The 20,266-nt window shown below is 64.7% G+C and carries 20 protein-coding genes; 10 read left to right on the plus strand and 10 right to left on the minus strand.

Annotation, left to right across the window (positions count from 1 at the left end; translation table 11 throughout):
- Positions 1–13: 13 nt before the first annotated feature.
- Together NLM27_RS06165 and NLM27_RS06170 are read right to left on the minus strand one after the other, a co-directional pair.
- The gene (locus NLM27_RS06165; protein WP_254142504.1) at positions 14–1,243 is read right to left on the minus strand and encodes a YbfB/YjiJ family MFS transporter; all 1,230 of its coding nucleotides are present in this window, start codon (positions 1,241–1,243) and stop codon (positions 14–16) included.
- 34 nt (positions 1,244–1,277) lie between these two features.
- Positions 1,278–1,988: an SDR family NAD(P)-dependent oxidoreductase gene (locus NLM27_RS06170; RefSeq protein ID WP_254142505.1), complete on the minus strand. Its 711-nt coding sequence runs from the start codon at positions 1,986–1,988 to the stop codon at positions 1,278–1,280.
- 218 nt (positions 1,989–2,206) lie between these two features.
- On the opposite strand from NLM27_RS06170, the gene NLM27_RS06175 reads away from it, so the two are divergent.
- From NLM27_RS06175 to NLM27_RS06185, 3 genes are all read left to right on the plus strand, one after another.
- Complete coding sequence (locus tag NLM27_RS06175; RefSeq protein WP_254142506.1) at positions 2,207–3,130, plus strand: LysR family transcriptional regulator; 924 nt, start codon at positions 2,207–2,209, stop codon at positions 3,128–3,130.
- 92 nt (positions 3,131–3,222) lie between these two features.
- Positions 3,223–3,378, plus strand: a complete 156-nt coding sequence (locus NLM27_RS06180; RefSeq protein WP_254142507.1) for a hypothetical protein — start codon at positions 3,223–3,225, stop codon at positions 3,376–3,378.
- 133 nt (positions 3,379–3,511) lie between these two features.
- On the plus strand, positions 3,512–4,441 hold the full coding sequence (locus NLM27_RS06185) for an aspartyl/asparaginyl beta-hydroxylase domain-containing protein (RefSeq protein WP_254142508.1): 930 nt from the start codon (positions 3,512–3,514) through the stop codon (positions 4,439–4,441).
- A gap of 172 nt (positions 4,442–4,613) precedes the next feature.
- Here the strand turns inward: NLM27_RS06185 and NLM27_RS06190 are convergent, their stop codons facing one another.
- The gene (locus NLM27_RS06190; RefSeq protein ID WP_254142509.1) at positions 4,614–5,441 is read right to left on the minus strand and encodes a molybdenum storage protein subunit alpha; all 828 of its coding nucleotides are present in this window, start codon (positions 5,439–5,441) and stop codon (positions 4,614–4,616) included.
- Positions 5,442–5,455: 14 nt separating this feature from the next.
- Entirely contained in the window at positions 5,456–6,268 is an 813-nt protein-coding gene (locus tag NLM27_RS06195; protein WP_254142510.1) for a uridine kinase, read from the minus strand.
- A gap of 122 nt (positions 6,269–6,390) precedes the next feature.
- On the opposite strand from NLM27_RS06195, the gene NLM27_RS06200 reads away from it, so the two are divergent.
- Complete coding sequence (locus tag NLM27_RS06200) at positions 6,391–6,849, plus strand: nuclear transport factor 2 family protein (RefSeq protein ID WP_254142511.1); 459 nt, start codon at positions 6,391–6,393, stop codon at positions 6,847–6,849.
- Positions 6,850–6,935: 86 nt separating this feature from the next.
- On the opposite strand, the gene NLM27_RS06205 is transcribed toward NLM27_RS06200, so the two are convergent.
- From NLM27_RS06205 to galE, 3 genes are all read right to left on the minus strand, one after another.
- A complete protein-coding gene (locus tag NLM27_RS06205) occupies positions 6,936–7,637 on the minus strand; it encodes a fumarylacetoacetate hydrolase family protein (protein WP_254142512.1) in 702 nt (233 codons plus the stop codon).
- 35 nt (positions 7,638–7,672) lie between these two features.
- A complete protein-coding gene (locus NLM27_RS06210; protein ID WP_254142513.1) occupies positions 7,673–9,475 on the minus strand; it encodes an ABC transporter ATP-binding protein in 1,803 nt (600 codons plus the stop codon).
- Between the two features lie 118 nt (positions 9,476–9,593).
- Positions 9,594–10,607 (minus strand): UDP-glucose 4-epimerase GalE, encoded by a 1,014-nt coding sequence (gene galE, locus NLM27_RS06215; protein WP_254142514.1) that lies wholly within the window; start codon positions 10,605–10,607, stop codon positions 9,594–9,596.
- A 125-nt stretch (positions 10,608–10,732) separates the two neighbouring features.
- On the opposite strand from galE, the gene NLM27_RS06220 reads away from it, so the two are divergent.
- Positions 10,733–11,770 carry a glycosyltransferase family 4 protein gene (locus tag NLM27_RS06220; RefSeq protein ID WP_254142515.1) on the plus strand — a complete coding sequence of 346 codons (1,038 nt, stop codon included), beginning with the start codon at positions 10,733–10,735 and terminating at the stop codon, positions 11,768–11,770.
- A gap of 236 nt (positions 11,771–12,006) precedes the next feature.
- On the opposite strand, the gene NLM27_RS06225 is transcribed toward NLM27_RS06220, so the two are convergent.
- Complete coding sequence (locus NLM27_RS06225; protein ID WP_254142516.1) at positions 12,007–12,402, minus strand: hypothetical protein; 396 nt, start codon at positions 12,400–12,402, stop codon at positions 12,007–12,009.
- Between NLM27_RS06225 and NLM27_RS43530 the strand changes: the two genes are divergently transcribed.
- A complete protein-coding gene (locus NLM27_RS43530; RefSeq protein WP_256569938.1) occupies positions 12,401–12,535 on the plus strand; it encodes a hypothetical protein in 135 nt (44 codons plus the stop codon). The two genes, NLM27_RS06225 and NLM27_RS43530, sit on opposite strands and share 2 nt — an antisense overlap.
- A 145-nt stretch (positions 12,536–12,680) precedes the next feature.
- Here NLM27_RS43530 and NLM27_RS06230 read toward each other — a convergent pair whose 3' ends face one another.
- Together NLM27_RS06230 and waaF are read right to left on the minus strand one after the other, a co-directional pair.
- Positions 12,681–12,980, minus strand: a complete 300-nt coding sequence (locus NLM27_RS06230) for a hypothetical protein (protein WP_254142517.1) — start codon at positions 12,978–12,980, stop codon at positions 12,681–12,683.
- Positions 12,981–13,242: 262 nt separating this feature from the next.
- Complete coding sequence (gene waaF / locus NLM27_RS06235) at positions 13,243–14,292, minus strand: lipopolysaccharide heptosyltransferase II (protein WP_254142518.1); 1,050 nt, start codon at positions 14,290–14,292, stop codon at positions 13,243–13,245.
- Between the two features lie 159 nt (positions 14,293–14,451).
- Here waaF and rfaD point away from each other — a divergent pair, with 159 nt between their 5' ends.
- The 4 genes from rfaD to NLM27_RS06255 all read left to right on the plus strand — a co-directional run bounded on the left by rfaD (position 14,452) and on the right by NLM27_RS06255 (position 20,264).
- Positions 14,452–15,432: an ADP-glyceromanno-heptose 6-epimerase gene (gene rfaD / locus NLM27_RS06240; RefSeq protein ID WP_254142519.1), complete on the plus strand. Its 981-nt coding sequence runs from the start codon at positions 14,452–14,454 to the stop codon at positions 15,430–15,432.
- A gap of 12 nt (positions 15,433–15,444) precedes the next feature.
- A complete protein-coding gene (gene rfaE1, locus NLM27_RS06245) occupies positions 15,445–16,929 on the plus strand; it encodes a D-glycero-beta-D-manno-heptose-7-phosphate kinase (RefSeq protein ID WP_254142520.1) in 1,485 nt (494 codons plus the stop codon).
- A complete protein-coding gene (locus tag NLM27_RS06250; protein ID WP_254142521.1) occupies positions 16,926–18,236 on the plus strand; it encodes an O-antigen ligase in 1,311 nt (436 codons plus the stop codon). The genes rfaE1 and NLM27_RS06250 overlap by 4 nt, the downstream gene beginning before the upstream one ends.
- A gap of 114 nt (positions 18,237–18,350) precedes the next feature.
- Positions 18,351–20,264, plus strand: coding sequence for an SDR family NAD(P)-dependent oxidoreductase (locus tag NLM27_RS06255; protein WP_254142522.1), 1,914 nt, complete (start codon positions 18,351–18,353; stop codon positions 20,262–20,264).
- Positions 20,265–20,266 lie beyond the last annotated feature (2 nt).

Raw genomic sequence — 20,266 nt, forward strand, 5'->3', positions numbered from 1 at the left:
CCGCCTGCTGTGGTTATGCCTTGCGCGTGGTAAGCGCGAGGCCAAGGTCGATCGCGAGCGCGAGCACCGCGGCGCATCCGCCCAGACCGAACAGAACGAGATAGTCGCCGCCGGTCTGCGCGTAGATCCAGGAGAAGCCGTAGGCTGCGGCCGCCTGGAACAGCGCAAAGCTTGTCGTGGCGTGGCTCCATGTCGCGCGCTGCTGCTCGGTGGAGTGCGGGACGAGCTCATGGATGCGTCCGAGCACCAGCGGCACGATCCCCGGCGTGAAGCCGCCGACCACGACACTCGACACGATCAGCGATAGAGGCGCGGTGCTGACGGTCGGAAGCAGCACGGCAGCTGCCTCGATCAGGAAGGCCGCGCGGAGCGCCGGACCGAAGCCTGACCTGTCGCCGAGATGGCCGGTGATTAGCGGGCCGACGATCGCGCCGAGACCGTAGAGCACCCAGTAGCGCGATCCCGCGGCAATGCCCTGGCCTAGGCCACGCGCTACGAAGTCGACGATGAAGACCATGTGCGGGACCAGCGCCACCGCGTTGAGGCCATATTGGATCAGCAACGCGCGGGCGGCGGGCGAGGCGTGATGAGGCGTCGCCTGATGCGAAGGGACAGCATCGGCCTTGACTTCGAGAGGCCAGTTCCACCAGCTCGCGAGCGTCAGCACGGCGGAGAGCACGCCGAGCCCGTACCAGCTCTGCTGCAAGCCTTGTTGCAGGAGCAGCGGCAAGAGCGTGCCAGAAGCGGCGACGCCGAGGCCAACGCCCGCAAAGATCACGCCGCCGACGATGCCGCGCCTCGCGGCCGAGATATGCGGCAAAATGACGGATGCCGCGAGCACCATGATGATGCCGCCGGTGAAGCCTGAGAGAAACCGCCACACAAAGAACCAGGTGAACGACACCGGGGCTGAGCTCGCGAAGAAGGATACGGTGGCGAGCAGCATCATCGCCCGCAGCGCGCGGACCGCGCCGATCCGGGTGGCCAAGGCTCGTGCCGCGAGCGCCCCGGCGAGATAGCCGGCAAGGTTCGCCGCACCGAGATAGACGACGTCGGACGCGCTGAACCACTTTGCCGCAATCAGGGCCGGGATCAGCGGCGTATAGGAAAAGCGGGCGAGGCCGAGTCCAACCAGTGAGGCGGACAAGCCCGCCACCGCATAGCGCCAGGTTCGTTGGGATGTCGAACCCGGTCGCTCATGCGACCGGGGCCGGACTTGCCGCTTTGTATCTGCGTTCGTCATGTCATTCTCCTGCGCGCGATGCGCGCGGATACGCTCAATGGCCAGCGCTCTGACCGCCATCGACATGCAGGATCTCGCCGGTGACGAAGGAGGCACGCTCGAGATAGAGCACGGCGTCGACGATGTCGGTCATCTCACCCATCTGGCCCATCGCATTCAAAGTGCTCAGCTGGGCATGCGTCTCGACCGGATGCATCGGCGTCTTGACCACGCCGGGCGACACCGCGTTCACGCGGATGCCGCGTGCGGCGTATTCGATCGCGAGCGACTTGGTGGCGGCGTTGAGTCCACCTTTGCTCAGCGAGGCCAGCACCGAGGGCACGTTCGAATTGGCCTGATCGACCAGGCTGGTGGTGATCTGGACGACGTGCCCCGAGCCCTGCTTCTCCATCTCGGCGAGAGCAAGTTGGGTGATGCGGAAGAAGCCCGCGACGTTGATGCCCATCACCGCCGCGTAGTCCTCGGCCGTGTACTGGGTGAACGGCTTGGCAACGAAGATGCCGGCATTGTTGACCAGCGTGTCGATGCGCCCGAACCGGGCAATGGCCTGCGAGACCACGCGCTCGGCCGTGGTCCAGTCCGTGATGTCGCCGGCAACGGAGAGGACGTCGTCGTCGTTCGATGGCTTGATGGAGCGCGCCATGGCGACGACACGATAATTGCGGTCGCGAAAACCCTGGACCAGGGCCGCGCCGATGCCCTGCGAAGCACCGGTGATGATGGCAACCTTCTGCTCGATACCCATGATGGGCTCCTGCTATTTGTTGGCTTTGAAAACCTGCGCCAGTAGCGGCTGGCTTGCCCGGTGAGATACGCCGGGGTGCCCCGGTCGCGAATACACGCTGTCCGGCAGACACTCTTTCGCGGCGCGAACGAATGCCGGGCCGGCATCCGACGCCGGTTGTCGCGGCAGCGGTGAACGCCTAGCCTGCAGGCAGAATCTCAGGGGGCGGCGGAAAGCGCATGGATCGTCTGGATGCGATGAAGGTGTTCGTCCTTGCGGTGGACGAGGGCAGCTTGGCCGCCGCTGGACGCAAGCTCGGCCGCTCGCCGGCGGCCGTGAGCCGCGCCATCGCTTTCCTCGAACAGCGCGTCGGCGCCGAGCTGCTGCACCGGACGACGCGCTCGATCAAGCTGAGCGAGGAGGGCGAGCGCTATGCAGCGATCTGCCGACGCGTGCTCATGGAACTCGAGGAGGCCGACGTTATCGCAGCCGGACCGCGCGCAGCACCGCGCGGCCTGCTGACGATTACGGCGCCCGTGGTCTCGGGAGAGATCGTCCTGCGTCCGATCCTCGATGCTTTCCTGGATGTCTATCCGACGGTGTCGGCGAAGCTCCTGCTGTTCGACCGTGCAGTCAATTTGGTCGAGGAGGGATTCGATATCGCGCTTCGCATCGGCCCTCTCGCGGATTCGGCGATGATGGCCCTGCGGGTGGGGGAGGTGCGCCGCGTGGTGGTCGCGGCCCCGCGCTATCTGAAGCAGCACCCGCGCATCCAGGAGCCCGGCGATCTCGCAAAGCATCAGACGGTTGTGATGGCGCATCTGCCCAATTCCTGGACGTTTGCGCCGCAGGCGGGCTCATCGGTGCCGCGCACGGTGCAACTCACGCCGCGGCTCGTCGTCAACAGCACGTCTGCGGCGGTGGCGTCTGCGGTCGCCGGGCGCGGCGTTGTGCGGATGTATTCGTATCAGGTCGCCGAACAGGTCGCGCGCGGCGAACTCGAGATCGTGCTGTCCGGCGACGAGGATCCAGAGATGCCCGCGCATTTGATCTGCCCGCAGGGCCGGCTGTCGGCGCCGAAGGTGCGTGCTTTCACCGACTTCGCCGTCCCGCGACTGAAGAAGCAATTTGCGCTGCTGAAGAAGCGCATCGGTGCGCGCTGATAGGCCATGCCGCCCGAACGGTTAACGTCGGATTTACGGATGAGTCCTAGCCTGTCTCGGCCGGGGTTGCTCGCAAGGCCGAGGGAAGCCCAATGGAAGCCCAGAAGATTGCGGTCGACGCCGTCGTCGCGCTGACTGATTGCGACCGCGACGCTGTCATCGCCTTCATCCGCCGTCTCTATCTCGCCGGCGTCACCGACCCCAAGCGCCTGACCTTCAAGGGCCTGCAGGCGTTGTCACGGGGTTGATTCGGACGGCTTCGGCCCGTTCTGTCCGAGACGCTCTCCCCAGCGTGATTGCAACCCACCGGTGAATATCTTGCCGCACGGGCCGGCCGGGAGTAGATGACGTCCCCGGCTGGGTCACTTGGGAACCGGGGAAATGCTGAAACAGCTTTTTGCGCCGCAACTTGTCATTTTGTATGTGCTGGCGGCCTCGACAATTTACGTTCACTTCCGCGGCAAGCAGCGGCTGCGCTTCGCGCGCCAACTCGGCGATCACTCGACCTATCTCGCGCCCTACAATGTGCTGATGTATGCCGGCTCGGCCGTGCCCAACAAGCCGGTGATCTCGGTCGAGCAGTTTCCCGAGCTCAAGCCGCTCGGCGAGAACTGGGAAACGATCCGCGACGAGGCGGTGCGCCTGTTCGACGAAGGCTTCATTCGCGCGGCCGCGAAGAACAACGACTGGGGCTTCTACTCGTTCTTCAAGAGCGGCTGGAAGCGCTTTTACCTGAAATGGTACGATGACTTTCTGCCCTCGGCGCGCACGCTGTGCCCGAAGACGGTGGAGCTGCTCAACTCGATTCCGAGCGTGCACGGCGCGATGTTCGCGATGCTGCCGCCGGGCGGCAAGCTAGGGGCGCACCGCGATCCCTTCGCGGGCTCGCTGCGCTATCACCTCGGCCTGGTCACGCCGAACTCGAACAAGTGCCGCATCCTCGTCGACGGCGTCGAATGTGTATGGCGCGACGGCGAAGCCTTCATGTTCGACGAGACCTTCATCCACAGCGCGGAGAATGCGACCGACGTCAACCGCATCATCTTGTTCTGCGACGTCGAGCGACCGATGAAGTTCGGCTTCATGACCGCGATCAACCGCTGGATCAGCCACCACATCGTCAAGGCGTCGGCGACCCAGAACGTCGACGGCGAGAGTGTCGGCATGCTCAACAAGGTCTTCGGCAAGCTCTACGAGATCCATCTCGCCAGCCGCAAGGTCAAGGAGTGGAATCGCAACGTCTACTACATGCTGAAATACTCGCTGACCGCGCTGATCCTCGGACTTATCGTGATGTCGGCGCTGCGGTGATCGCAAGAGCGTAGGGTGGATTAGCGAAGCGTAATCCACCATTCGGCGCATCAACAATTGACGCTTCTCGTTTTGGTGCGATGCGTTGGCAGATTACGCTTCCGCTAATCCGCCCTACGAAAAACCCCGGAGCATGATCCGGGGTTTTGTTTCTGCAGAATTGGTTGTGATCTTACGCCGGCTCGACGCCGGTGTTGATGATCGACCCCACATGCTGGCCGCGCAGCGCCGCGCTGATCCGGCCTGGAACGAGGCCGTTGACGACCTGCACGCGCGCGATGTGCCGTGCGTTCGCCATCACCTCCAGCAGCGCGGGATCGAACGGCAGCGTGCCCTTGAGCTTTGCAAGCTCGGTGAAGCTGGTTTCCTTCAGCAGCTCGGCCTTCTTGCCATCGGCGCCATTCGGGTCAGTGGTGTAGACGCCGTCGACATCCTCCACGATCGTGAGGCCGGTGGCGCCGAGCGCGTCGGCGAGCAGGAAGGCGCCGGTGTCGGCCCGATGCAGCGGGATGCGCGAGGTCGGGAATTCATGATGGTGGTAGGGCGGGAAGGCACTGCCGACGACCGCGCGGGCCGCGCTGAGATGAATCGCGAGCTGGCTCGCGATGGTCGGATGCTCGATGTAGGAGACGCCCTCGGGCGCGAGCAGGCTTGCAAGGATGTGGCCGTTCTGGCCGGCCTCGCTGGCCGCGAGCGGCGCGAGTGACCCAACGGGAAGGCCGAGGTCGAGACCGACGCTGTAGAGGTGGCGGGCGCGGATGCCGGCGCCGGTCAGGATGAGCAGGCGATGCTCCGGCAGGAGGGACCGCAACTCGTCGACGAGTGGGATGATCGCCTCGTGACCGCGGTCCATGATGCGGCCGCCGATCTTGATCACCTGCAGCCAGGGCAGCAGCTTGATCGGGCGGTTGCCGGCAACGGGGCGGGTGAGGTCGCTGTCGAGCAAGGTCTGGCGCGCGAGCGGCGAGGCGACGTGCTTGATCTGGTTGGTGTCAGCCATGACGGTGCGCCCCTTCAGCTCGCGGTGATGATGGTGCCGACATGCTCGCCCGCGAGTGCGCGGGTGAGGTTGCCGGGGACGAGGCCATTGATGATCTGCACCTCGCGGACGTGGCGGGAGGCGTTCAGCAGATCGAGCACCGGGAATTCCAGGATGGAGTCCTGCAAGCCCTTGGCCTTCATCTCCGCCACGGAGATCTTCGGGATGAAGGTCGCGTTCTTCGACGTCTTCGGGTTCGCCGTGTAGAGACCGTTCTCGTCCTTCACATAGATCATCGCCTTGCAGCCGAACTGTTCGGCGACGAGGAAGCATCCGGCATCGGTGCGGTAGGGCGGGATCACGCCCTCGGCCGCGGGCCGCATCCACAGACTATAGGGTGGCATGCCGCTGAAGATCACCGCATTCACCTCGGCGAGGAACAGCGGTACCGACGAGAGCCCGGCGCTGGAGACGGCGGAGATGCCGTGCTTGGCGAGCAGCTGGCCGAGCATCGCCGCGTTCTGGTCCGCAACGGAAGCGCCGAGCTGCGACAATACGCCGGCCGGCAGGCGAAGGCCCGCGGCGATCGAATACAGATGCCGCGCGCGGGTGCCGGCGCCGGTGCCGATCAGCAGCTTGTGCGCCTTGCGCGCGGCGACGATCTCCTCGACGACAGGATAGACCGCGGCGCGGCCGCGATCGATCATGCTCTGCCCGCCGATCTTGATCACGGTCGCGTCGGGCAGGATGCGGAAGTCCGAAGCCTTCTCCGCTGCGGCCACAAGCTGCGGGTCGGTCAACGAGCGCTGCATCAGCAGCCCTTCGAGCTCCGTGATCGTGTTCGACATCCGAGACATCCTGTCGTTTTCTGATGGCGGGACCCTTCGGTCCGAACCTGCAAATCTTGCTGTACTCTTCGGTCCATGGCAACAAGATGGCTGGGATTTAGCGGCCAAACATGGAGCAGGCAATGACCCCGTTGCCACTTGCGAACAGCGAGATCGTGCAGTTTTTCCGCCAGTGGCTGGAAACCTTCGCGGGCTATGTCCGCGAGGTCGACTACGCCTCGGCGCGGCCGCTCTTTCATCCCGACGTGCTGGCCTTCGGCACCCATAACGATGTCATCCCCGGGCTCGATCAATGGGTCTCGACGCAATGGGACAATGTCTGGCCGAAGACGGCCGACTTCCGTTTCGTGCTTGAGCAGACCTCGATCCTGGCATCTCCTGACGGCACGATGGCGACGGTGATCGCACCGTGGACGAGCACGGGCTATCACCCGGATGGCAGCGCGTTTCCGCGCCCCGGCCGGGCGACGATGGTGTTTTCAAAAAATGGCGATGGCTGGCTGTGCGTGCATTCCCACATGTCGCTCAATCGCGGTGTGCCGCAGGCGAGCCATGCCAATCGGCCGGTGAAGGCCTGGTAGATCGAAGCCGTCTGGCTTGTCATGTTCGAAAATGCAAAAGGCCCCGGACTTGTCCAGGGCCTTTCGATTTCCAGTCGCTGCGCAGCTTACTCCGGCTGGCCGATGCTCACCTTCAGCGTGCCGACGCCGTCGACGCCGCATTCGAGCTTGTCGCCGGGCTGGAGCTGCGACACGCCGGCCGGCGTGCCCGTCATGATAATGTCGCCGGCGGCGAGCTTCACCTGCTGCGAAAGCTGCCAGATCGTCTCCGGCACGTTCCAGATCATCTGCTCTAGGTCGCCGGTCTGGGCTTCCTTACCGTTGACCGTGAGCCAGATCTTGCCCTTGGAGGGATGGCCGATCTTCGAGGCCGGCTGTATAGCGGAAGCGGGCGCCGAGCCGTCGAACGACTTGCCGATCTCCCACGGCCGCTCCTTCTTGCGCGAGGCGATCTGGAGGTCGCGGCGGGTGAGGTCGATGCCGACGGCGTAGCCATAGACGTGGTCGAGCGCCTTGTCGGCGGGAATGTTGAGGCCGCCGCTCTTCATCGCGACGATCAGCTCGACCTCGTGATGCAGATCCTTGGTCAGCGGCGGATAGGGGATGGTGGCGCCGTCGGGCACCAGCATGTCGGCGTGCTTGGCGAAGAAGAACGGCGGGGCGCGCTCGTCATTGCCCATCTCGCGGATGTGCTCGAGATAATTGCGGCCGACGCACCAGATGCGGCGCACCGGATAACGGCCGCTTTCCCCGACGACGGGAAGCGAAGCCTGGGTCGGAAGCGGGATGACGTAGGAGGCGGCGTTCATGAAGTGGTCTCGCTGCTCTTGAGGTGGAACGAACTCTATGCGGTTGCGCTGATCGGCGCCAGAGCGCCGGAATGGTGATGCTGCAGGCGGAAGAACGAGGCGTAGCGGCCGCCGCGGCGGAGCAGCTCGTCATGCCGGCCCTGCTCGACGATCTCGCCGCCCTCGACCACCAGGATTGCGTCGGCGTGCATGATGGTGTGCAGGCGATGCGCGATCACGATGGTGGTGCGGTTCTGGCAGAGATGCTCGATCGCCTCCTGCACCTGCCGCTCGGACTCGGAATCGAGCGCGGCGGTGGCTTCGTCCAGAAGAATGATCGGCGCGTTCTTGATCAGCGCGCGCGCCACCGCGATGCGCTGGCGCTGGCCGCCCGAGAGCTGCGTGCCGTGCTCGCCGACCGGCGTGTCATAGCCGAGCGGAAAGCCCATGATGAAATCATGCGCGCAGGCCGCCTTCGCCGCCTCGATGATCTTGTCCTCGCTCGCGCCCGGCCGGCCGAAGGCGATGTTGTTGCGGATGGTGTCGCGGAACAGATAGACGTCCTGGCCGACATAGGCGGTCTGCGCCCGCAGCGATTTGCGCGAGACCGCGGCGATCGACTGGCCGTCGATCACGATGTCGCCTTGTGTCACCTCGTAGAAGCGCAAGAGCAGCGCCAGCACCGTCGACTTGCCGCCGCCCGACGGGCCGACCAGCGCGGTGACCTTGCCGGGTTCGGCCACGAAGCTCATGCGGTTGAGCACGGTCTCGCCGGCGCGATAGGAGAAGCTGACGTCGCGCAGCTCGATCCGCGCATCGGTGAGTTTCAGCGCCGGCTTGTCGTCGTCGGAATGCTCGCTGGCCGGGCTGTCGATGATTTCGAGCAGCATGCGCGCGCCGACGAGCTGGCTGTTGAGGTCGATGTTGAGCCGCGCCAGCCGCTTCGCCGGCTCGGTCGCCATCAGGAACGCGGTCATGAACGAGAAGAACGCGCCCGGCGTGGCGTTGAGCGCAACCACGGCATAGCCGCCGTACATCAGGCAGCCGGCGACCGCGAAACCGCCGAGCATCTCCATCAGCGGGTTGGAGCGGTTGGCGACGCGGGCCATCTTGTTGGCATTGCGCTCGACGATCGCGATGTTCTCGTCGATGCGGCTCTGCATGGTGTCTTCGAGCGTGAACGCCTTGACGGTGCGGATGCCCTGCAGCGATTCCTGCATCGTCTCCAGGATGTCGGCGGTGCCGGTGAACTGGTTGTAGGCGAGGCCCTTGATACGCTTGACCAGCCTGCGCAGCACCAGCATCGCCGGCGGCACCGCGACGAGGCCGATGAACGACATCAGCGGGTCCTGCCATACCATCACGCCGATCATGGCGAGCAGCATCAAGAGGTCGCGCCCGATAGCGTTGACCAGCATGTTGAGGACGTCGGTGATGGATTTGGCGCCGGCGGTCAGCCGCGCCAAGAATTCAGACGAGTGCCGCTCGGAGAAGAAGCCGACGCTCTCGCTCATCAGCTTGGCGAACAGCTGGCGCTGGTTGGTGGCGAGGATGGCGTTGGAGATCTTGGTCAGGATGACCATGTGGCCGTAGGTCGCCACGCCCTTGATGAACAAGAGGATCACCGTGATGCCCGAGAACATCGCGATGCCCGGGATGTTCTTGTCGACATAGGCCTGGTTGATGACCTGGCCGAGCACATAGGTCGCGCCCGCGGTCGATCCGGCGGCAAGCGCCATCAGCGCAAAGGCGACGAGGTAGCGCCGCCAGTAAATGACCCCCTGTTCCATGACCAGGCGGCGAATCAGGACCGCTGCCGCATAGGGATCGTCGGTGATTTTCTTTGGAAACTGGGCCATCCGCAGTCCATTGACGGGGCAGGGCAGAGCCTGCCCGCGCGTCAGGGATCGATGGGCCTCTGTGCCCGCTAAAGCTAAGCTTTTCAAGCCCAATTAAGGGCTTGCGCAGGCGCGGAATCTAGGCCGAGGCGGCGTGGCGGAGCTCGCCATGGCGCTCGCGGAACAGCTTGTCCTCCCAGGCCAGCGCGTGGGCCGCGATGGTCTCGAGGTCCTCGTATTGCGGCCTCCAGTCGAGCAGGCCGCGGATGCGGCTGGTGTCGGCGACCATGGTCATGATGTCGCCCGGCCGGCGCGGGGCGTATTGCACGGCGAAGCTGCGGCCCGAAACCCGGCGCACGGCGTCGATGGTCTCCAGCACGGAATAGCCGCGGCCATAGCCGCAATTGAGCGTCGTCGAGGCGCCGCCATTGCGCAAATAGGCGAGTGCCGAGCGATGCGCCTGCGAGAGGTCGGTGACGTGGATGAAGTCGCGGATGCAGCTGCCGTCCGGGGTCGGATAGTCGGTGCCGAACACGTCGATCTTGGCGCGCTGGCCGGTGGCGGCTTCCACCGCGATCTTGAGCAGATGCGTGGCGCCGACGGTGGCAAGGCCGATGCGGGCCTGCGGATCGGCGCCGGCGACGTTGAAGTAGCGCAAGGTCACGTATTGCATGCCGTAGGCGGCGGCGACGTCGTGCAGCATGATCTCGGTCATCAGCTTCGACGAGCCGTAAGGCGACAGCGGCCGCGTCGGGGCGTGCTCGGGCACGGGCACCTGGTCCGGATTGCCGTAGACGGCGGCGGTCGATGAGAAGATGAAGCGGCCAATGCCGCGTTTGACCGCGACGTTGAGCAGATTGCGCGCGGTCATGAAGTTGTTGCGGTAGTAGCCGAGCGGATCGCGCATCGAATCCGGCACGACCACGGAGCCCGCGAAATGAATGATGCTTTCGATGTCGTGCTGCGCGATCACGCCCTCGAGCAGGTTCTCGTCGCCGGCATCGCCGATGAACAGCGGCACGCCTTCCGGCAGATAGGTGGAGAAACCTGTGGAGAGATCGTCGATCACGACGACGTCCTCGCCGGCTTCCGCCAGCGCCAGGACCGTGTGACTTCCGATATAGCCGGCGCCGCCGGTGACAAGCACAGTCATGATCTCACCCGTCTTCGATCAACGCGCAAACTAGCGTCCGCGTGGTGAAGAGGGGGTATCGGCGCGGCTGAACTGGTCACTATGCTTAATGTTGCGTATAGGGACTTTGCGAAACGGAGCATGACGTGGCGAATTTCCCCGGCGATCTCGACGTGATCGTGCCAAATCTGCACAGGCGCTATTCCGGGGTCACCGCGACCAACCGGATGGTGGCGCCGCGACTGGCAAGACTGTATCGCGCCGCCTGGTTCGGCTCGGATGCGCCGGATGGGATCGCGCGCCTCGACGTTGCGGATTTCCTGAAACTGTGGCGCCGCAAGGCGCCGCTGATCTGGCATGCCCGGCGCAACAACGAGATGATCGCAGGCGTCGCGTTGCGCGCGCTCGGCTGGCCGCTGAAACTCGTGTTCACCTCGGCGGCGCAGCGTCATCACAGCTGGATCACGCGCTGGCTGATCCGCCGCATGGATGCGATCATCGCAACCAGCGACATCTCGGCATCGTTCCTGAAAGTGAAGGCGACGGTGATCCCGCATGGCGTCGACACCGACGTCTACGCACCGCCGGCCGATCGCGCTGCTGCGTTCGCGGAAGCTGCGCTGCCGGGCCGCTACGCGATCGGCTGCTTCGGCCGCGTGCGCGCGCAGAAGGGCACCGATGTGTTCGTCGATGCGATGTGCCGGCTGCTGCCGCGCCATCCCGATTTCACCGCGGTCATCGTCGGTCAGGTCACGCCCGAGCAAACCCCCTTTGCGAGCGACCTGAAGCAGCGCATCGAGGCCGCCGGCCTGCAATCGCGCATCGTCATCACCGGCGAGTTGCCGATCGAAGCGGTGCAGCGCTGGTATCAACGATTGACGATCTACGCCTTCACCTCACGCAACGAAGGTTTTGGCCTGACGCTGATCGAGGCAATGGCGGCCGGCAGCGCTCTCGTCGCCGCACGTGCTGGCGCGGCTGAGCTCGTGGTCGAGGATGGCGTGAGCGGCGTGCTGATTCCGGCGGGTGATGCCGACGCGCTCGCTGCGGCGGTTGAGCCGTTGATGCAAGACGTTTCTTCTGCCACCGCGATGGGCGCGCGGGGGCGGGCACGCGTGCTCGCCCAGTTCAGTCTCGATGCCGAAGCGGCGCGGATCGGCGAGGTCTACCGTCCGCTGCTCTGAGCTGCCGGAGTCACCGGCCGCAACAAAAAGTCGCGAAACAACCCCATGCACAGTAGCCGGAGCTAGCTGAATCAAGGGCTTGGCGGACATGCCATCTGTATTGCGGATTTTGCGAAATCCGGTTGACGCGTCGGGCAAAACACCGGCACGATGTCATCATTGGCGCAGCCCCGACGGTCTCAGGCCGTGATACCGGGACCATCCATCCAGGTCCCTTCAAGCCGTCGCGGTCGACTTCACATTGGGCAGCGCACATACGGCATTTGCATTGGCACCGGCCCCTTGGAGCTGAGTGTGATATTATTCTCTCCGGAGAATGTCAGGTCGAATGCCAGGTCTGAAATCGAGACGCCGTCCGAGCACGACGCGATTATTCGCATATTCGGCCCGTCATCATGCAGCGATTTGACCGTGCATTTTTCAAATGTGCCGGTTGCTTGCTTTCCCTGGATGATTAAACCGCCCGCGTGGAGATCAGCATCTTTCTTGAAGGCAAGCCTGTTGTTCTCTTTGGTGAATATTTGGCCACAGGCTGAGGCGTCGATTGTCCAAGCCCCGTTCAAATCCGCAGCCTGAATCGAGGCAGATTGCGTCGCGAGAAGTACCAACGTCACCAAAGGAATGGTCCTCATGAAACTCTCCGACCAAATGGTCAATACCGCTATATCAACCTCTTCAACACCGATGGGGTCGCAGCGAGACGTGGCCCTTCGTATCGGTTTCGAGCAGTATTTGGGTGCGGCGAATTGGCGAACCTTTGGTTGATCTAAGTCAATAAGCTCTGCGGAACACTCGTCTGCTTGAGGCAAAGCGTAGCGCGATGATGAGTGCGATCTGTCAGAACTGGAAAGGCCGCCTCATATGTCCGGCGGCCTTCGCGCTTGACGTGGTTTGCGGGGCGGCGCCCCGGCTAGAGATCAATGCTAACGGCGATGTTGCGGCCCTGTAGCTGGGCAATCTTCATTCCGTCAGCCTGTAACTGTGCGAACTCCGGGTCGTTTGCCACGGCTTCCTGCACTTTGCCGTAAACTTCCCAATTGGAGTAGCGCGTCGAAACCAGCAACTCTCCTGCCCACTGGCCAGTGTGGAAGCGGGAGAGCCGAAGAAATTCGGCGCCGTGTTTCTCAAAGATTTTCTTCGCCTGCCTGACGATCTTGACCATTTCCTCGGGTTTGTCGGTCTTGAAGCGAGTGAATTGAACGATCGGCATGGGCTACCTCCATCGTTGAGTAAACTGTCCAAGAGGCATGTATCGAGCGACGTTTGAGGAGCTAAACCTCTGTTCGAATCTCGATGAAGATTCGTCTTTGTCGACGTTACTTTGGTTCAGCGTTCGCAAGCGGCAGCGACGCTGCTTTTACTCCGCGAATGAACTGACAACGTCACTGACTAAAGCAGGCGGATGGAAAGACCTGCTGCTGGATTCGTTGCCAGTTGGCCGGCCAGGCCGCGTACCCATAGCGTCAATGAGTTCAAGCTCCGAGCACCCGCTGCGCAATCGCCACCACCTCGCTTGCCGCGATATCGCGCATGCAGCGGTGGTCGTTCATCTTGCAGATCGTGCTCTGGCAGGGCTGGCAGGACAGGATGCTCTTGTCCTGGACCACGGTCGCAGCAAGGCCGTTGAGGGGCGCCCAGAGATAGGGACTGGTCGGGCCGAAGATGCCCATGGTGGGCGTGCCCAGCGCGGCTGCGATGTGCATCAGGCCGGAATCGTTGGAGATGGCGACGCCGGCCGCGGCCATGGCGAGTACGCCGTTGCGCAGATCGTTGCCCGTGAGGTCGCGTACGCCCGGGCCGCCGGCGGCGACGATTTCCCGGGCGAGGCCCTTTTCCGCGGGGCCGCCGACCACCCAGACCTCCAGTCCGCGCTCGACCAGGAGCCGGGCGGCCTCGGGATAGGAGGTCCAGCGCTTGGATACGCCGACGGAGCCGGGGGCCAGCGCCACGGCCGCGCCGGCGCTGAGCCCATTGGCCTGCCGCCAGCGCACGATGTCCTCTGCGGGGACGCGGAGTTGCGGCACCGGCCATTCCGCCGGAAGGGGCGCGCCGTCGGGCTGGGCGAGGGCGGCGTTCTTGTCGATGAAGCGTGGCAGCTTCTTCTCGCCCCAGCGCCAGCGGTTGATGAGGCCGAAGCGGAATTCGCCGACAAAGCCGACCCGGTCGGGGATCCCGGCCAGCGCAGGCGCGATAGCCGCCTTCCAGGTCCGGGGCAGCACCAGGGCAGTGCCGTAGTTCCGCTCGCGCAGGAGCTTCGCCAGGCTGAACTGGCGGCCAATGGCGAGCCGGCCGCGCGGCAGGTCCCAGACGATCCCATTGCGGACGCCAGGCATGTAATCGACCAGCGGGGCGCACAGCGAGGTGGTCAGGAGATCGACCGGCCGATTCGGCCAGCGCTCCTTCAGCACCCGCGCGACGGTGTGATTCCGGACGAAATCGCCGATCCACATGTAGGGAATGATCAGGATCGGGCGCGTATCGTTCCGGTCTGCACGTCCACTAAATTGCGAATCTTGATTCATTCGTTAATAGGGCCGAAGAAAACTGATGTGGCGGTTCGGTTAGCCGCTCCGGGCCGGCAGGTAAAGCCGGCAGAGAGTCGATCCCAAAACGCTTACACTTTCGCAGACGATGCGCTACGGCAGGTGTCGGGCCGCAAAAAATTGGGCAGGGATTTCGGAATGTTGCTGGTGACCGGCGGGGCCGGTTTTATCGGATCGAATGTCGTCGCCGCGCTCAACGAGGCCGGTCGCAGCGACGTCGTGGTCTGCGACTTCCTCGGCTCCGACGGCAAGTGGCGCAACCTCGCCAAGCGCCAGCTTGTGGATATCGTCCCTCCGGCCGAGCTGCTCGACTGGCTGAAGGGCCGCAAGCTCGATGCCGTGATCCATCTCGGGGCGATTTCCGAGACCACCGCGACCGACGGCGATCTCGTGATCGAGACCAATTTCCGCCTGTCGATGCGCCTCCTGGATTGGTGCACGGTGAATGCGGTGCCGTTCATCTATGCCTCGTCGGCGGCGACCTATGGCGATGGCGAGACAGGTTTTGACGACGACGCCTCGCTGCCGGCGCTGAAGAAGCTGCGGCCGATGAATCTCTACGGCTGGAGCAAGCACCTGTTCGATCTCGCGGTCGCCGACCGTGTCGCGCGCGGTGATCGGCTCCCGCCGCAATGGGCCGGGCTGAAATTCTTCAACGTGTTCGGCCCCAACGAATACCACAAGGGCTCGATGATGAGCGTGCTGGCGCGTCGCTTCGACGACGCGAGGGCGGGCCGCGTCGTGCAGCTGTTCAAGTCGCACCGCGACGGCATCGAAGACGGCGACCAGCGTCGCGATTTCATCTATGTCGACGACGTCGTGCGCGTCGTCATGTGGCTGCTCGCGACGCCGTCGGTCTCCGGCCTCTTCAATGTCGGCACCGGCAAGGCGCGCAGCTTCAAGGACCTGATGCTGGCAGCCTACGCCGCGCTCGGTGCCAGGCCCAACATCGAATACATCGACATGCCCGAGACCATCCGCAACAGCTATCAATACTTTACCCAGAGCAAGGTCGATCGCCTCCATCGCGCCGGCTATAACGGCGGCTTCACGACGCTCGAGGATGCGGTCAAGGCCTATGTCGGCGATTATCTCGACCGGCTCGACCGCTTCCGCTGAGGCCTCTTGACCATGCCGACGCCCATTCTCGATTTCGATGCCCTCGCACACGCCATCTCAGGCCGCACGGTGCTGTGCATCGGCGACATCATGCTGGACGAGTTCGTCTATGGCGAGGTGTCGCGGATCTCGCCGGAAGCGCCCGCGCCGGTGATCTCGGCCCAGCGCAGCGAGATCCATATCGGCGGCGCCGGCAACGTCGCACGCAACGTCGCCGCCCTCGGTGCGCGCTGCATCTTCGTTGGCCTCGTCGGCGAGGACGATCCGGGCAGGCGCCTCGCCTCCGCGCTGGCGGAGCACGCCGGCATCGACAGCGTTCTGGTGTGCGACCCCTCGCGCCCGACCACGCGAAAAGTCCGCTTCGTCTCCGAGCATTTTTCCACGCACATGCTGCGTGCGGATTGGGAGCAGGCGCTGCCGGCCTCCGATGCGACCGAGACGAAGCTGATCGAGGCGATCCTGCCGCAGATCGCGCGCGCCGACATCGTGCTGCTGTCCGACTACGCCAAGGGCGTTTTGACCGCACGCGTGACCCGCCACACCATCGATGCCGCGCGAAAGCTCGGCAAGCCCGTCATCGTCGATCCCAAGAGCCTGAACTGGGCGATCTATCGCGGCGCGACGCTGCTCACGCCCAACCGCAAGGAATTTTCGGAAGCGACGCGGAGCCGCGCCGACACCACGCAGAGCATCGTCGATGCCAGCGAGGACGTGATGCGGCTCGCCGATTGCGAGGCGATCCTGGTCACGCTCGGCGAGCACGGCATGACGCTGGTGCCGCGCAGCGGCGAGGCCGTCCATGTGCCGGCCTTCCCGGTGAAGGTGCGCGACGTCTCCGGCGCCGGCGACACCGTCGCCGCCGCGCTTGCGGTGTCGCTCGCAGCGGGCGCCGACTGGGACACGGCGCTGCGCATGGCCAATGCGGCCGCCGCCGTCGCCGTCGGCAAGCAGGGCACCGCCAGCGTGAACGCGGCCGAACTGCGGCGAAAGATCCTGCCGCATGCCTATCTCGCCGCCGAGGAGAAAATCGTGCTCGAGCCTGATACGCTCGACGCGCAGCTTGCGGAATGGAGGAAACAGGACCTGCGGGTCGGCTTCACCAACGGCTGTTTCGACATCCTCCATCCCGGCCACGTCAAGGTGTTGACCGCGGCGCGTGCCGCCTGCGACCGCCTGATCGTGGGTCTCAACAGCGACGCCTCGGTGCGGCGCCTCAAGGGTGCCGATCGCCCGGTCCAGGACGAGCGCGCGCGTGCCGAGGTGCTGGCTGCGCTGGAGGCCGTCGATCTCGTCGTCATCTTCGAAGAGGACACGCCGATCGAGCTGATCACCAGGATCAAGCCCGGCGTGCTGGTGAAGGGCGGCGACTACACCCGCGAGCAGGTCGTCGGTCACGAGGTCGTCGAGGCCGCGGGCGGGACGGTCGTGCTGGTCGACATTCTCCAGGGCTTCAGCACCACCGCGCTGGTGCATCGCGCGCGGGGAGGGGGTCAGTGACCGCGCTCGCCCGCCAGATGGCCGGCCAGATGCTGCTTCGGCGCCTGCGCAGCCCGGCGGCCTGGCGCGAGGCGGTCGACATATTTGCGGTCCTGACCGCGGCTTCGCTGCCGTGGTCGACGTCGCTCGCGGGGATCTTCAACGCGCTGCTGCTGCTCTGCATGGTGCCGTTTCTCGACGTCCGCGCGTTCCTGCAATCGCTCAAGCGTCCGATCTGCGTTGCGCCGATCGCGCTGGTCGTCCTCGCGCTGGTGGGGACGCTGTGGTCGGACGCGTCCTGGGGCGCGCGCTTCTATGCGGTCAATCCGACCGTCAAGCTGCTCGTGCTGCCCGTCCTGCTCTATCATTTCGAGCGCTCGCAGCGCGCGCATTGGGTGATCATCGCCTTCCTGGTGTCCTGCGCGCTGTTGTCGGTGATGTCGTGGCTGGTCGCCTTCTATCCCAACCTCGCGCTCAAGACCGATCCGCCCGAACGCGGCATCTTCGTCAAGAACTACATCGACCAGAGCCAGGAATTCACGCTGTGTGCGGTCGCGCTCGCCTATCCGATCGTGAAGCTGCTGCGCGAGAAGCGGTACTGGTTCGCCGGGCTGCTCACGGCGCTGGCGCTCAGCTTCTTCGTCAACATGGCCTTCGTGGTGGTGTCGCGCACCGCGCTCGTCACCATTCCGATCATGTTCGGCGTGTTCGCGCTGCTTCATCTCAGATGGCGCAGCATTGCGATCGTCGCCGCCGCTCTGCTTGCCGGCGCCGTTCTCGCCTGGCAGACCTCGCCGCATTTGCGCCAGACCGCCGAGAAATTTACCGACGACTATACGCGCTATGCGGAAAGGGGCGAGCCGACTTCGCTGGGTCTGCGGCTCGAATTCTGGCGGAAATCGCTTGGCTTCTTCGCGGAGGCGCCGATCGTGGGGCACGGCACGGGCTCGACGCGCGGCTTGTTCGAGCGCGTCGCGACTCCCGGTGGGCGCTACCAGGCGTCCGCCGAGGTGATCGGCAATCCGCATAACCAGACGCTGAACGTCGCCGTGCAATGGGGCGTCATCGGCGTCGCCGTCCTCTACGCGATCTGGATCCTGCATCTGTTGTTGTTTCGCGGCGACGGGCTTGCCGACTGGATCGGGCTCCTGGTGGTGGTGCAGAACGTCTTCACCTCGCTGTTCAACTCCCATTTGTTCGACTTCCACGAGAGCTGGATGTACGTCCTCGGCGTCGGCGTTGCCGGCGGCATGGTGATCCGGGCGCAGCGGACGGAGGCGAAGGCGGGGAAGCCGGTTCCTGAACCGCCAACGGCCGGCAAGCGCTGACCGGCACGCCCTGACTGGCAAGCCCTGACTGCCAAGCCTTGACTGGCATGTCTTGCCGAGATGGGCTATCAGCGCGAACAGGTTGTATCTAACTGGATTTTCATCGGTCGGCGGATGACGCGTCTTTCGCATCTCACCTTGCGCAATTTCCTGATCGCGCTCCACGACCTGCTGGCGACCACGGCGGCGCTGTTCGCCGCCTTCTATCTGCGATTCGAGGGCGGCGACGGCTTCTTCGATCGCCTGCCGCTGCTGTTCCAGATCCTGCCCTATTTCCTCGCCTTCAGCGTGGTCGTGTTTTTCGTCTTCAACCTGACCACGACGAAATGGCGCTTCATCTCGCTGCCGGACGCGCTGAACATCATTCGCGTCGCGACGGTGCTGACGGTCGCGCTTCTCGTGCTTGACTACATCTTCGTCGCGCCCAACGTCCGCGGTGCCTTCTTTCTCGGCAAGGTGACGATCGTCCTCTACTGGTTCCTCGAAATCTCCTTCCTCAGCGCAGCGCGTATGGCCTACCGCTATTTCCGTTATACGCGGGTGCGGCGGCATGCGAGGACCGATGATGCTGCGCCGACCCTGCTGATCGGCCGCGCCGCCGATGCAGAGGTGCTGCTGCGCGGGATCGAGAGCGGGGCGATCAAGCGCATCTGGCCGGTCGGCCTGCTGTCGCCGTCGGGCTCCGACCGCGGCCAGTTCATCCGCAACGTGCCCGTGCTGGGCGGCATAGACGACGTCGAGGACGTCATCGCGGACTTCGCCAAGCGCAACAAGAAGATCGCGCGCCTCGTGATGACGCCATCGGCGTTCGAGCCGGAGGCGCATCCGGAATCGGTCCTGATGCGGGCGCGCAGATTAGGCGTGATCGTGAGCCGCATGCCCTCGCTCGAGAGCGGGGATACGCCGCGGCTCACGGCGGTCGCGGTCGAGGACCTCCTGCTGCGGCCGAGCGAGACGATCGACTATGCGCGTCTCGAAGCCCTGATCAGGGGCAAGGCGGTGATCGTCACCGGCGGCGGCGGCTCGATCGGTTCGGAGATCTGCGAGCGCGTCGTCGCCTTCGGCGCCGCGCGTCTGCTGATTGTGGAGAATTCCGAGCCGGCGCTCTACGCCGTCACCGAAGTGCTCGCCGCGCAAGGCACGGCGGCCGAGATCGAGGGCCGCATCGCCGACATCCGCGACCGCGAGCGCATCCTGCGCCTGATGGCCGAGTTCAAGCCGGACATCGTATTCCATGCCGCGGCGCTCAAGCACGTGCCGATCCTCGAGCGCGACTGGAGCGAGGGCGTCAAGACCAACATCTTCGGCTCCATCAACGTCGCGGATGCGGCGCACGCCGCCGGGGCCGAGGCCATGGTGATGATCTCGACCGACAAGGCGATCGAGCCGGTGTCGATGCTCGGCCTGACCAAGCGCTTCGCGGAAATGTACTGCCAGGCGCTGGATCGCGACCTCGCAACCGGAGGGCGCGACGCCAAACCGCCGATGCGGCTGATCTCGGTCCGGTTCGGCAATGTGCTGGCCTCGAACGGTTCGGTGGTGCCGAAGTTCAAGGCGCAGATCGAGGCCGGCGGCCCCGTGACGGTGACGCATCCGGACATGGTCCGCTATTTCATGACCATCCGCGAGGCCTGCGATCTCGTCATCACGGCGGCGACCCACGCGCTCGGCAGTGCGCATTCGGACGTCTCTGTGTACGTGCTCAACATGGGCCAGCCGGTCAAGATCGTCGATCTTGCCGAACGCATGATCCGCCTGTCCGGCCTGCAACCCGGCTATGACATCGAGATCGTGTTCACCGGCATGCGGCCGGGCGAGCGCCTGCACGAGATCCTGTTCGCCTCCGAGGAGCCGACCCGCGAGATCGGCGTCGCCGGCATCATGGCCGCGCAGCCGAACGAGCCGCCGATGCAGACGCTGCGCAAATGGATTGCGGCGCTCGAACAGGCGATCGTGCGCGACGATCGCGCCACCATCAAGACGATCCTGAAGGATGCCGTTCCCGAGTTCGGGTCGACCGCGGCCTGACC

Origin of the sequence: Bradyrhizobium sp. CCGB12, assembly GCF_024199845.1 — a bacterium.
In the GTDB taxonomy this organism is placed as follows: domain Bacteria; phylum Pseudomonadota; class Alphaproteobacteria; order Rhizobiales; family Xanthobacteraceae; genus Bradyrhizobium.

Coding starts and splice junctions, on each gene's coding strand:
- rfaE1 (WP_254142520.1), top strand. CDS start 15,445: ATGCCGACGCCCATTCTCGATTTCGATGCCCTCGCACACGCCATCTCA.
- NLM27_RS06255 (WP_254142522.1), top strand. CDS start 18,351: ATGACGCGTCTTTCGCATCTCACCTTGCGCAATTTCCTGATCGCGCTC.
- NLM27_RS43530 (WP_256569938.1), top strand. CDS start 12,401: ATGAAACTCTCCGACCAAATGGTCAATACCGCTATATCAACCTCTTCA.
- NLM27_RS06175 (WP_254142506.1), top strand. CDS start 2,207: ATGGATCGTCTGGATGCGATGAAGGTGTTCGTCCTTGCGGTGGACGAG.
- NLM27_RS06205 (WP_254142512.1), bottom strand. CDS start 7,637: ATGAACGCCGCCTCCTACGTCATCCCGCTTCCGACCCAGGCTTCGCTT.
- NLM27_RS06230 (WP_254142517.1), bottom strand. CDS start 12,980: ATGCCGATCGTTCAATTCACTCGCTTCAAGACCGACAAACCCGAGGAA.
- NLM27_RS06165 (WP_254142504.1), bottom strand. CDS start 1,243: ATGACGAACGCAGATACAAAGCGGCAAGTCCGGCCCCGGTCGCATGAG.
- waaF (WP_254142518.1), bottom strand. CDS start 14,292: ATGAATCAAGATTCGCAATTTAGTGGACGTGCAGACCGGAACGATACG.
- NLM27_RS06210 (WP_254142513.1), bottom strand. CDS start 9,475: ATGGCCCAGTTTCCAAAGAAAATCACCGACGATCCCTATGCGGCAGCG.
- NLM27_RS06190 (WP_254142509.1), bottom strand. CDS start 5,441: ATGGCTGACACCAACCAGATCAAGCACGTCGCCTCGCCGCTCGCGCGC.
- NLM27_RS06200 (WP_254142511.1), top strand. CDS start 6,391: ATGACCCCGTTGCCACTTGCGAACAGCGAGATCGTGCAGTTTTTCCGC.
- NLM27_RS06170 (WP_254142505.1), bottom strand. CDS start 1,988: ATGGGTATCGAGCAGAAGGTTGCCATCATCACCGGTGCTTCGCAGGGC.
- NLM27_RS06185 (WP_254142508.1), top strand. CDS start 3,512: ATGCTGAAACAGCTTTTTGCGCCGCAACTTGTCATTTTGTATGTGCTG.
- rfaD (WP_254142519.1), top strand. CDS start 14,452: ATGTTGCTGGTGACCGGCGGGGCCGGTTTTATCGGATCGAATGTCGTC.
- NLM27_RS06195 (WP_254142510.1), bottom strand. CDS start 6,268: ATGTCGAACACGATCACGGAGCTCGAAGGGCTGCTGATGCAGCGCTCG.
- NLM27_RS06225 (WP_254142516.1), bottom strand. CDS start 12,402: ATGAGGACCATTCCTTTGGTGACGTTGGTACTTCTCGCGACGCAATCT.
- galE (WP_254142514.1), bottom strand. CDS start 10,607: ATGACTGTGCTTGTCACCGGCGGCGCCGGCTATATCGGAAGTCACACG.
- NLM27_RS06180 (WP_254142507.1), top strand. CDS start 3,223: ATGGAAGCCCAGAAGATTGCGGTCGACGCCGTCGTCGCGCTGACTGAT.